We start from the raw sequence: 11,551 nt of genomic DNA, 5'->3' as shown, positions 1-11,551 counted from the left end.
CGCTGCCCCCCTTTTCCTTTTTCACACCACAACATACCCAAAAGCTGCGGCAGCCAGGGTTGCCCGCAGCAGCAGAACGGGGGAGGCATAGGCCGTAGCAGGTGTACACCGCAATGGGAGCCCTGCTCGCAGCGTGCAGCTGGACCCTGTAAACAAGCAAAGGCCGCACCCGATCGGGTGCGGCCTTTGCTGTTAGTAGAGGGGGAGCCGGCATCGAAAGGTCAGCTGTTTATGAACTTGGGGTGAATCAGGTTGTCAACCGAGAAAATCTCCTCCCATTTCTGCTGCGTGACCCTCTCGCGCTCTAGCACCGTGATAGCATGGATGGATTTGCCAGTGGCCAGAGCCTCCTTTGCGATAGAAGCTGACTCTTCGTACCCCAAAATAGGATTCAAGGCTGTGATAATACCAATGCTATTCATAACCATATTAGCACATATCTCCTCATTGGCTGTTATGCCATTTACACATTTATTGGTTAAAGTATAGCAAGCATTCTCCATGTATGTTAAGGAGCTGAAAAGACTATAGGCAATAACAGGTTCCATTACATTTAACTGCAACTGGCCAGCTTCAGCTGCCATTGTTACGGTCATGTCTGTGCCTATTACATAAAAAGCTGTTTGGTTAACAACTTCTGGTATAACTGGGTTTACTTTACCTGGCATAATAGAGGAACCAGGCTGCATACGTGGTAGGTTAATTTCATTTATACCTGTGCGTGGGCCAGAAGAGAGTAACCTTAGGTCGTTGCAAATTTTCGAAATCTTTACTGCCGAACGCTTCATCACACCTGAGACCTGTACATAAGCACCTGTATCGCAAGTTGCCTCTATCAAGTCTTCAGCAAGTACAACAGGTATATCGGTGAGGTTGCGCAGGTGCTCGGTTACAATTTCAGGATACCCTTCCGGTGCATTAATAGAAGTTCCGATAGCAGTAGCTCCCATATTGATTTCACAAATCAGCATTTTAGCTTCATTCAAACGCTGAATATCTTCCCTGATAGTTGTGGAGAAGCCATTAAACTCTGCACCTAAAGTCATCGGGACAGCATCTTGCAATTGGGTACGTCCCATTTTTAATACTTCCTTAAACTCCACGCCTTTACGCTTGAATGCTTCTTGTAATGCCTGCAGGCTCTCAATAAAACTTTCTATTTTACGGTAGAGCGCCAACCGAAAAGCTGTAGGATAGGCATCGTTAGTGGATTGAGAAAAATTAACATGATTGTTTGGGTGAACATATTGGTAATCACCTTTTTGATAACCTAATATTTCAAGTGCCAAATTGGCAACGACCTCATTCACATTCATGTTCACGGATGTGCCGGCACCTCCTTGAATCATGTCTGTAACAAATTGATCAAGGTACTCGCCAGCAATAAGCTTATCGCAAGCTTTACAAATAGCGTCTGCTATTTCAGGTTTGAGCACGCCACAATCACGGTTAGCCATGGCAGCCGCTTTTTTGACGTAGCCAAAAGCTTGAATGAAAAGTGGCTCCCTTGAGATAGGGAGCCCTGTGATATTGAAGTTATCTAAAGCACGTGAGGTCTGTATACCGTAATAAGCCGAATTAGGGATTTCCATTTCTCCCAAAAAATCGTGCTCTGTTCTGAACTCGCTCATATTTAGTTTTCTTGATTAGGTGTTGGGTTAGTGCCTAGAGGGTATGGCAGGGCAACTCCAATTTCCTCAGCAGTAGAAGTAATAATATCAATGGCATATTTCTTAGAGCAGCGCAACTGCCCGCTGAAGCTATAATCATTTATCACGCTTTGTGTGATGATAAGACGGGCCGCGTACTCGCCATACTTATCCACGATCTGTTTCTGCACCTTAGTCAGCTCCTCTTTTCGCTGCTCCGCCTCGAGAGTGCGAAGTGGGCGCTGCCAACGGTTTTCTGGATAATCATGGCTGATGTTATTTTCCTTGGCTGCGCTTTTAGCATGCTGCATTGCGTCTTGTAACAGCTTTTCGTTGCGAGAACGTTTTAGGCCCCCATGTATACCACGCGTATGGTTTAGCCATTCGTGAATATCTGTGTTAGGATTATTAGCAAGCTCTACCAGGGCATCATTAGCTATAATATATGGGGCAGGCTTGTTGAACTGCTTGCCCATTTGCTCTCTAAAAATAAATAGATGCTTCAGTATAAACTGTTGGTAATAATTAAGCTTAAAGGCGTTTCGGAGCTTTAGGTGTGGGTTGGTAGGTTCAGAGTAAGTAAGCCCCTCCAGCAGTGAGTTCTCCTCCTGAAGCCAGTGTAAACGATCAAGATGCTCAACTTCCTGTACTAATTTTGATTTGATGCGATGCAGGTAAATAACATCAATTGCGGCATACTGTAGCTGAGCATCAGTTAGTGGGCGCTTGTTCCAGTTGCTTGATTGCTGAGATTTGTCAATCTCCATGCTAAACTCTTCTTTCAGGACTGTGGCAAGGGAAGAGCGCTCATAGTTCAGAATTTTGGCGGCTACATCGGTATCCATCACTCCTTTAATATTGCACCCGAGCTTATCAAGCAGTAAGATGTCATTGTTGGAGTGATGTATGATTTTAGTGATAGCACTGTTTTCAAGTAGGTCGAACAGTGGCTGGAGGTTAGATAAGGTAAAAGGGTCTATAATGTAGCAGGTACCACTCTCATCAGCGATCTGCACCAGGCAAAGGTTAAAACCGTAAGTAAAACGATTCTGATCAAATTCCAGGTCTAGGGCAAGTTCTTTGCTTTGGCTCAGAAGGCTTACAGCCTCCTGAAGTTGATCCTGTTGCTCGATCAGTTTAATCTTTACGCCATCATGTATCAGCGTTTTATTTTCCATTGCTAAATATAAAAAAGGTTTAAAGCATATTCAGCTTTATGTGCCTTCTTTTTACGTCGGGAAGTATACATCTAAAGTATAAAAAAAGCCTCTGCTTATAGAGCAGAGGCTTTTCCTGAAAGTTTGTTATCGTTATTGGATTGGAGGTTGCTCCTCCTGAATGTCGTCTGCAACACCATCATTTACAGTAGTATCTTCTACCATAATAGTAGTGTCCTCATCCATGTTCATATCGGTTTCCATATCAGTTCCTACCTCATCAGTTGTCTCGTAAGTTTCTGATTCAGTAGTTGTATTATTATCGGTGCCGCAAGCCGTAAAAGCGAAAGCTGCAAAAGCGGCGAAGACGAATTTCCAAATCTTTTTCATAATCTTATATAAATTGATTTTGTACTTATTTATACGGAAGTCATCAAGAAGTAACCCTGCCGATATTATAAAGTAGCTGTTTTTGAAGTAAAAGACATTATGCTGCTAGTTAACGCACAATTATTTGTTGCTAATGAATTTATGTCAGAAACTACAATGGAGCTATTAATAAAACATTTCTAAGGCGTAGTGTGATTTGGCAAATTTAGCTATGCTTAAAAAAAGTAAAATTTTAAATGCAGAACAGGTGCTAAAGTAGTATAACAAGCAGAAGGGAGGGGAATAAAAAAAGCCTGCTACATATAGTAACAAGCTTCAGCAAGCAAATGCATTTATTTTGAAGCAGCTGACTTAGATAATGTCTCTTCGCGCTTCGCCTTAAACTCAGTACCGTCCTTCCATTCGGGATATTTTTCTGTATTGGCCACCCTGTAGCCAACTCGCAGGAAGAGCTGCAAATCCTCTACAGCGCCCTCCAGGTTCCAGTCATCACGCACTTCATCCGATAATTTGTGGTAATCATTGGCGGTATAGCGCTGCTTCCACTGCTTTACGTAATCAGCTGGTTGGTTATGGGCTACTACACCAGAGCTGGCGTAAAGGGCAGGAACACCCTGTTTGGCAAATTCAAAATGATCAGAGCGGTAGAATGAGCCCGTTTCTGGCGTAGCCTCCGGCACAATGCGGCGGTTCTGAGATTTTGCTTCCTGCGCCAGCACATCCTCTAAAGTAGAGTTGCCAAACCCGACCACTACCACATCTTCGGTAGGGCCATAGGCATTTAGCACGTCCATGTTGATAACAGCTACTGTCTTTTCGAGAGGGTACAAAGGGCTGCTGGCGTAATATTTGGATCCGAGCAGACCTTTCTCCTCGGCTGTTACTGCCAGAAATAGTATGGAGCGTTTTGGTTTGGTTTCCATCTGGCTAAAGGCTTTCGCTAGCTCCAGAAGGCCTGCGGTGCCGGTAGCATTATCCAAAGCACCGTTGTATACTTGGTCGCCTTGCAAGGAGGGGTCTTTGCCTAAGTGATCCCAGTGTGCGGTGTAAACAACGTATTCATCCTTCAGTTCCGGATCAGAGCCTTCTAATTTAGCAATCACGTTCTGCGACTGCACCTCGCGCAGCTCATTTTTAATGTTAAAGCTGGCAGTAGCTTTGAGCGGCACAGGTTTGAAGTCTTTACTGATGGCGGCTTGCTTCAGCTCATCAAAGTCACGACCCAGAGCAGTGAATATTTCCCGTGCTTTTGGTTCTGTGATCCAGGCTTCTACCTCAGCGCGGTTCATATTCTTGTCAGGGGTGATGATTTCAAAGCCTTCGCGGCTGTGGCTGCCAGAAATTACCTCGTAAGGATAGCCTGCCGGGCCTGTCTCATGTATAATGATAGCAGCGGCGGCTCCTTTCTCTGCAGCAATTTCATACTTGTAGGTCCAACGGCCATAGTAGGTCATCGCTTTGCCGCCAAATATGGTACTGTCAAGCTGCTCCGGATTGTTTGCGTCTGGTACAGGTGGGTCGCTTACAAGCATGACAATGGTCTTTCCTTTTACATCCAGACCTTTGTAGTCATCCCAGCCGTATTCCGGCGCCACCACACCGTAGCCCACAAACACCATATCAGAATTGTTGACTTCGGCGGAAGGCGCATAACGGCGGGTTAAGGCCACATAATCATTCGGAAAGCTAAGCTGGATGTTTCTGCCGTTGGCGTTGATGGTAGCTTTAGGAGTGGGAGTATAGCCAAACATAGGTACTTTCTGCACATAACTGCCGTCTGCGTTTCCTGGCTGCAGCCCCAGCTGCTTGAAATGACGGGTAAGGTAAGCCACTGTAGAATCTTCGCCCACAGAGCCTGGCGCACGGCCTTCGAAAGCATCGGAAGCAAGTGTGGAAGTATGGCCCAGCAGACTGGAAGCGCTTATCTGCTGCAGCGCTGGTTGTAAGTTAGCGCTGTCGGCAGCTAGAGCGGCCTCTTGATCAGCTTCGCTAACCTGCCGTGAGCTTTCGTTGCAGCCTAATGCCAGTAGCCCGAGCAGGCCAAGTAGCGGAATGTGTTTCTTCATAGATATAAAGTATACTTAGTGTCTCCTCAAGATAACGAAAATTCCACACTTTATAAATCAGCACTTTATACTTATTATGCCGCTATTTGCCAGCTCTCAGGCACGCCGCTGTGCAAAGCCTGTATTACGGCAACTATACTTTCCTGGCGGTGCTTTAGTTGGCACTCCCACACTACCAAACGCTGCCAGCCAGCTTCGCGGTACATCACGCCATACTTTGCATCACGTGATAGATTGTTTGCAAACTTGTTGCTCCAGAAAGCTGTATTGGTTTTGGGCAAGCTAGGTTTGCAGTAGGGGCAGCGGTGCCAGAAGCAGCCATGCACAAACACAGCTAGGCGGCGGGAGGGGTAGCAGATGTCTGGCTTGCCAGGGGCTTTAGGCCAGTGCACCCGATAGCCGCGCAGGCCGGATTGCCACAGTGCCCTTCGCAGTTTCAGCTCGGGCTGTGTGTTCTTCGCTTTGTTAGCCCGCATATAGCGGCTTATTTTTTCTAGGGCTGTAAGGGGTTGTTGCGGCCTTTTATATGTTCTTCTCTTCGTCAATGCTACTACGGCTGTACTTTTTGCAAAGGTATAACACAAATAAATCAAGCATAGTTTGATGCCAGCCTATACTTATACTTTATAGATGCATTGGCATTTTCATAACCTGGAGAGGCTTGCGCGCGGGTATCAGTCTGCTTTCAGATGCGGTAGTAGATACGGGACATGGTGTTGTCGTAAGGGTCATAACCGGGCCGTTTGTTGCAGAACCTTTCCTCCGTAATTTTAGCGTGTTTCATCTTGCTCAGCTGAAAACAGTGCCAGCCTTGGTCTTTCTGGCCATCCTTATAAGTTAGCCAGGCCACCAAACAGGATTCATGCTGCTTATCTTGCCCTAAAAGATGTGGCTCTACTATATGAGTTTTGTTTTCATACTCGAAGCTCACCAGGAGCCTGGCCCCAATTGCCTTCGACAGTTCTTCAAGCAGATAGCTATACATAATTACCTCTAGGTTAGGGTCTGGAATACCTGCATTGCTGCTCTGTAACAGCGTTAAGATTTTAGCCGCAGTGACATGAACTTTTTTACCTGTTATAAAGGTGAGCATTATACTACTGTTGCAACAGGAAATATAAACGCTTAAAGTAACTGGGATTATACTTTAATGTTTTTTAACTATTTCTGATTTGTTTGATGGGAATATATCTTTAAAGCAGTTTTTGCAAGTATGATAGAGTGATCAATCTATACTTATTGAACATTCTAAAACAGCTTTAAAGTATCAGGCAAGTATGGCTGCAGAAAAAGCAATGTGCTACGAAAGCCTTGCGGTAGATTAATGCTCCTAATTCAAGTTATCTCCTAAAATTCTTTGGATGTTGAAGTTAAATGCTGACTTAAGGTAACCACGAAGTATGAAACTGGGTAAGAGAATAGAAGTTTTGTTATTGATTGTAAGGCATATTTGCTAATGCGAATACATGAAATTTGATTTTTCAATAATACCTCTATCTTTGCCTTTACACATGCAGTAGTTTATACTATGGATAAATATACATACATCGCTAATGCGCACGGCGATTATATTGATGAGCTATACAAAACTTATCAGCAGGACCCGGAGTCAGTAGATGCCGGGTGGCGCAAGTTTTTTGAAGGTTTCGAGTTTGCTACGGCTTATGCCGAAAACGGCCATGAGGTGGCCGAAGGCACAACTCCGGCCTCCGCAAAAGGCGCTGTGGCTGCCGGTGAGTCTGAGAAAGAGGTTGCCGTTCGTAACCTGATCCACGCTTACCGCACACGCGGCCACTTACGCTCCAAAACCAACCCTGTTCGCCCACGCAAAGACCGTAAGGCAAGGCTAGACTTGTCAGACTTTGGCTTAACACAGGCGGATCTGGATACTGTTTTCCAAGTTGGTGAAATTATTGGAATCGGGCCGGCTACACTGCGCGACATTGAGGCGGCGCTGAAGAAAATCTACGAAGGCTCTATCGGCTTTGAATACATGTACATCCGCGATCCGGAGGTGCTGGAGTGGTTCAAGCAGAAGGTGGAGAAAGACTCCCTGAACTTTAATCCTGGGATAGAATATAAAAAGCGCATCCTGTCCAAATTAAACGAGGCAGTGGTATTTGAGAACTTCCTGCACACAAAGTTTTTGGGCCAGAAGCGCTTCTCACTGGAGGGTGGCGAAACAACTATTCCTGCCCTTGATGCTATTATTGATAAAGGCTCTGAACTAGGTGTTGAGGAAGTAGTAATAGGTATGGCGCACCGCGGCAGACTGAACGTGCTTGCCAACATCATGGGCAAAACCTATGAGCAGATCTTCTCTGAGTTTGAAGGCACAGCCGTTCCGGATTTAACCATGGGCGATGGTGACGTAAAATACCACATGGGTTACTCCTCTGAGGTAGTTACGCCATCCGGCAAAAAAGTAAACCTGAAGCTTGCTCCAAACCCATCGCACCTGGAAGCGGTGAATCCGGTAGTAGAAGGTTTTGTGCGCGCTAAGATTGACTGCATGTATAGCAAAGACGCCGACAAGGTGCTGCCTATACTTATACATGGAGACGCGGCCGTAGCAGGACAAGGCATTGTATACGAGGTGACGCAAATGGCAAACTTAGAAGGCTATAATACTGGCGGCACCATCCACTTCGTAATCAACAACCAGGTTGGCTTTACGACTGATTTTGAAGACGCCCGTTCTTCTATCTACAGCACAGACGTTGCCAAAGTTATAGATGCACCGGTGCTGCACGTGAACGGAGATGATCCGGAGGCAGTGGTGTTTGCCATGCGTATGGCTATGGAGTATCGCCAGAAGGTAAACAACGATATCTTTATTGATATGGTATGCTACCGCCGCCACGGACATAACGAGTCTGATGAGCCGAAGTTCACGCAGCCGCAGCTGTACAATATGATCTCGAAGCACGCTAACCCGCGCGAGGTATATAACAAGCAGTTGATTACCCGTGGGGAGGTAGATGCTGACCTGGCCAAGAGCATGGACAAAGAATTCCGTCAGATGCTTCAGGACCGCCTGGATATGGTAAAGCAAAAGCCGTTGCCATATAACTACCAGCAGATGGAGAAAGAGTGGCAGTCTCTGCGCCGCTCCAAGCCGGAAGATTTCAACCAGTCGCCGGAGACAGGTATTTCTGCAGAAGCAGTAGAGGCAGTTGGCAAAGCGTTAACTGTATTGCCGCAGGGCTTTAAGCCTCTGAAGCAGATCGAGAAGCTGATTAAAGAGCGTAAGGAAATGTTCTTTGAGAGCAAGCAGCTAAACTGGGCTGCAGCCGAATTGCTGGCCTATGGCTCTGTATTGTTGGACGGCAGGGTAGTTCGTTTCTCAGGACAGGATGTGCAGCGCGGTACATTCTCGCACCGCCACGCCGTATTACACGATGCCGTAACAAGCGCTCCGTATAACAGCCTGAACCACATGAGCGAGGAGCAGGGTTCATTCGAAATCTATAACTCCCTGCTCTCAGAGTATGGCGTGCTGGGGTTTGAGTTTGGCTACGCGATGGCTAACCCGAATGCCTTGGTAATTTGGGAGGCGCAGTTCGGTGACTTCGGCAACGGAGCACAAGTAATGATTGATCAGTTTATCTCTTCCACAGAATCTAAGTGGCAGCGCATGAACGGTTTGGTGATGCTGTTGCCGCACGGTTACGAAGGCCAGGGGCCAGAGCACTCCAATGCCCGCCCTGAACGATTCCTGCAGTTAGCGGCAGAGAACAACATATTCGTGACAAACGTCACTACGCCAGCCAACCTGTTCCATTTTATGCGTCGCCAGTTGGCCTTGCCGTTCCGTAAGCCTGCTGTTAACATGTCGCCAAAATCGCTGCTGCGCCACCCGGCTGTGGTTTCTCCTGTAGAGGATTTTACATCGGGTAGCTTCAAAGAAGTGCTTGGCGATAATTATGCGTCGGCAAAATCGGTGAAGAAGGTGCTGCTTTGCTCAGGTAAAGTATACTTTGACCTGTTGGAGGAGCAGCAGAAGAACAAGCGCAAAGACGTAGCCATCATTCGTATGGAGCAGCTGGCGCCGTTCCCGAAAGTACAGCTGGAGGCAGAACTGAAGAAGTATAAGAACGCCAAAGTATACTGGGTACAGGAAGAGCCGGAGAACATGGGGGCCTGGACTTATGTACTGCGCATCATGCGTAACGGCGTAGAAGATGTTGTGGCCCGCAAAGCCAGTGCATCGCCTGCCACAGGTTACATGAAAGTGCATGTAAAAGAGCAGCAGGATATCATTGAGAGAGCGTTTGCGGCGAATTAAGAATTAGGAATTAAAAATTAAGAATGTGAAAGCGGAGAATGTATTGCTTACAAAAAGTTATGCGTTCGCTATTCGCATTGTTAATTTGTACAAGTTCCTATCTCAGGAGAGAAATGATACAGTTATATCAAGGCAAATCCTCCGCAGTGGCACGTCTATAGGTGCTAATGCGGAGGAAGCTGCTGGCGCTTAAAGCAAAAAAGACTTCATTGCAAAACTCTCAATTGTCTATAAAGAAGCCAGAGAAACTAACTATTGGTTACGGTTGCTCAGAGACACTCAGTTTATAAGTTCAGAGCAGGCAGTTTCGTTGCTGGCAGATTGTGAAGAGCTGCTAAAGATTTCAGGTTCGATCCTGAAGACTGTTAAAAATCAGAATGATACTTAATTCGATCAGAAATAATTCTTACTTATTAATTCGTAATTCCTAATTGAATAAAATATGAGCTTAGAAGTTAAAGTGCCTGCCGTAGGTGAGTCGATCACTGAGGTAACCATAGCCCAATGGCTTAAGAAAGACGGCGACCGTGTGGAAATGGATGAGGTGATTGCTGAGCTGGAATCTGACAAAGCCACCTTTGAACTGCCCGCCGAAGCCGCAGGCATTTTACGCATTGTAGCACAGGAAGGCGACACAATTGATGTGGGCGCTCTAATCTGCAAAATTGACCAGGACGGTGCTGCCGCATCTGCTCCTGCGGCACCAGCTGCAACAGACGGTGCAGGTGAGGCGGTAGAGATGAAAGTGCCAACTGTAGGTGAGTCTATCTCTGAAGTTACCATTTCAAACTGGCTAAAAAGCAACGGCGATCATGTAGAGATGGATGAGGTGATTGCGGAATTAGAGTCTGACAAAGCCACTTTTGAACTGCCAGCCGAAGCCGCAGGAACTTTAGAAATTGTAGCGCAGGAAGGTGATACAGTGGAGATTGGTGGCCTGCTTTGCCGCATTGTGCCAGGTGCAGGTGCTGTAAAAGCAAATGCGCAGGCTGCAGCCAAGCAAGATGAGGCCGACCATAAAGCTTCTGCTCAGCCAGCTGCCGCACCGTCAGGTGCACAAACATACGCCTCTGGCACGCCATCACCGGCTGCAGGCAAAATCCTTTCTGAGAAAGGTATTAACCCTGCCGATGTGCAAGGCTCAGGCCGCGATGGCCGCATCACCAAAGAGGATGCACAAAATGCCCAGCAAGCCGCTGCCAAACCAGCTGCTGCTCCAGCGCCTAAGCAAGAGGCTGCTGCAGAGGCGCCAGCTGCTGCCGGCGCGCGCAACCAACGCCGTGAGAAAATGAGCTCGCTGCGCAAAACAGTTGCCCGCCGCCTGGTGCAGGTGAAGAACGAAACGGCCATGCTGACAACCTTCAACGAGGTTGACATGAAGCCGATCATGGACATCCGAGCCAAGTATAAAGACAAGTTTAAAGAAGTGCACGAAGTAGGCTTAGGCTTCATGTCGTTCTTCACAAAGGCTTGTACTGTTGCCCTGAAAGAATGGCCAGCGGTAAACGCTCAGATTGATGGTAATGACATGATCTTTAATGATTTTGTGGATGTTTCGATTGCTGTTTCTTCGCCGAAAGGTCTTGTTGTGCCGGTTATACGCAACGCAGAAAGCTTGTCGCTGGATGGCATCGAGAAAGAGGTTATTCGGTTGGCGAAGAAAGCGCGTGATGGCAAGCTTTCCATTGAGGAGATGACAGGTGGTACCTTCACGATCACTAACGGTGGTGTGTTCGGTTCTATGATGTCTACGCCAATCATCAATGCGCCGCAGTCAGCCATACTTGGCATGCACAACATTGTGCAGCGCCCAGTTGCCATCAACGGACAAGTTGAGATTCGCCCGATGATGTACCTGGCCCTGTCTTACGATCACCGCATTATCGACGGTCGCGAGTCAGTAAGCTTCCTTGTTCGCGTAAAAGAACTACTGGAAGACCCGATGCGCCTATTGCTGGGCGTTTAAAAGAACGCCTAGTAATAGGCGCAGTTAAGAGTTAA

Annotated in this window: 8 protein-coding genes and 1 pseudogene; 3 read left to right on the top strand and 6 right to left on the bottom strand. The window is 46.9% G+C overall.

Annotated elements, in window-relative coordinates:
* Positions 1 to 221 precede the first annotated feature (221 nt).
* From aspA to Q1B04_RS04710, 6 genes are all read right to left on the bottom strand, one after another.
* Positions 222 to 1,631 (bottom strand): aspartate ammonia-lyase, encoded by a 1,410-nt coding sequence (gene aspA / locus Q1B04_RS04735; protein WP_299756178.1) that lies wholly within the window; start codon positions 1,629 to 1,631, stop codon positions 222 to 224.
* Between the two features lie 2 nt (positions 1,632 to 1,633).
* The gene (locus Q1B04_RS04730; RefSeq protein ID WP_299756175.1) at positions 1,634 to 2,827 is read right to left on the bottom strand and encodes a ribonuclease D; all 1,194 of its coding nucleotides are present in this window, start codon (positions 2,825 to 2,827) and stop codon (positions 1,634 to 1,636) included.
* Between the two features lie 132 nt (positions 2,828 to 2,959).
* Positions 2,960 to 3,196 carry a hypothetical protein gene (locus Q1B04_RS04725; protein WP_299756172.1) on the bottom strand — a complete coding sequence of 79 codons (237 nt, stop codon included), beginning with the start codon at positions 3,194 to 3,196 and terminating at the stop codon, positions 2,960 to 2,962.
* A gap of 332 nt (positions 3,197 to 3,528) precedes the next feature.
* The gene (locus tag Q1B04_RS04720; RefSeq protein ID WP_299756169.1) at positions 3,529 to 5,262 is read right to left on the bottom strand and encodes a M28 family metallopeptidase; all 1,734 of its coding nucleotides are present in this window, start codon (positions 5,260 to 5,262) and stop codon (positions 3,529 to 3,531) included.
* A 74-nt stretch (positions 5,263 to 5,336) separates the two neighbouring features.
* Entirely contained in the window at positions 5,337 to 5,807 is a 471-nt protein-coding gene (locus Q1B04_RS04715; RefSeq protein ID WP_299756167.1) for a very short patch repair endonuclease, read from the bottom strand.
* 140 nt (positions 5,808 to 5,947) lie between these two features.
* Positions 5,948 to 6,355 (bottom strand): WYL domain-containing protein, encoded by a 408-nt coding sequence (locus tag Q1B04_RS04710; protein WP_299756164.1) that lies wholly within the window; start codon positions 6,353 to 6,355, stop codon positions 5,948 to 5,950.
* 435 nt (positions 6,356 to 6,790) lie between these two features.
* Between Q1B04_RS04710 and Q1B04_RS04705 the strand changes: the two genes are divergently transcribed.
* The 3 genes and pseudogenes from Q1B04_RS04705 (at position 6,791) to odhB (ending at position 11,516) form a co-directional block, all read left to right on the top strand.
* Positions 6,791 to 9,550 (top strand): 2-oxoglutarate dehydrogenase E1 component, encoded by a 2,760-nt coding sequence (locus tag Q1B04_RS04705; protein WP_299756162.1) that lies wholly within the window; start codon positions 6,791 to 6,793, stop codon positions 9,548 to 9,550.
* 25 nt (positions 9,551 to 9,575) lie between these two features.
* A pseudogene (locus Q1B04_RS04700) lies at positions 9,576 to 9,938 on the top strand (four helix bundle protein).
* A gap of 54 nt (positions 9,939 to 9,992) precedes the next feature.
* Positions 9,993 to 11,516, top strand: a complete 1,524-nt coding sequence (gene odhB, locus Q1B04_RS04695; RefSeq protein ID WP_299756160.1) for a 2-oxoglutarate dehydrogenase complex dihydrolipoyllysine-residue succinyltransferase — start codon at positions 9,993 to 9,995, stop codon at positions 11,514 to 11,516.
* The last annotated feature ends 35 nt before the right edge of the window (positions 11,517 to 11,551 follow it).

The sequence above is a fragment of the uncultured Pontibacter sp. genome (assembly GCF_947495565.1).
Classification (GTDB): domain Bacteria; phylum Bacteroidota; class Bacteroidia; order Cytophagales; family Hymenobacteraceae; genus Pontibacter.
The sequence above is the reverse complement of the archived record's forward strand: the minus strand, read 5'-3'. Positions and strand labels throughout refer to the sequence as shown.

Bases quoted from the DNA above. Each gene is read 5' to 3' on its own strand.
- Q1B04_RS04720 (WP_299756169.1), bottom strand. From the start codon at position 5,262: ATGAAGAAACACATTCCGCTACTTGGCCTGCTCGGGCTACTGGCATTA.
- odhB (WP_299756160.1), top strand. From the start codon at position 9,993: ATGAGCTTAGAAGTTAAAGTGCCTGCCGTAGGTGAGTCGATCACTGAG.
- Q1B04_RS04705 (WP_299756162.1), top strand. From the start codon at position 6,791: ATGGATAAATATACATACATCGCTAATGCGCACGGCGATTATATTGAT.
- aspA (WP_299756178.1), bottom strand. From the start codon at position 1,631: ATGAGCGAGTTCAGAACAGAGCACGATTTTTTGGGAGAAATGGAAATC.
- Q1B04_RS04725 (WP_299756172.1), bottom strand. From the start codon at position 3,196: ATGAAAAAGATTTGGAAATTCGTCTTCGCCGCTTTTGCAGCTTTCGCT.
- Q1B04_RS04710 (WP_299756164.1), bottom strand. From the start codon at position 6,355: ATGCTCACCTTTATAACAGGTAAAAAAGTTCATGTCACTGCGGCTAAA.
- Q1B04_RS04730 (WP_299756175.1), bottom strand. From the start codon at position 2,827: ATGGAAAATAAAACGCTGATACATGATGGCGTAAAGATTAAACTGATC.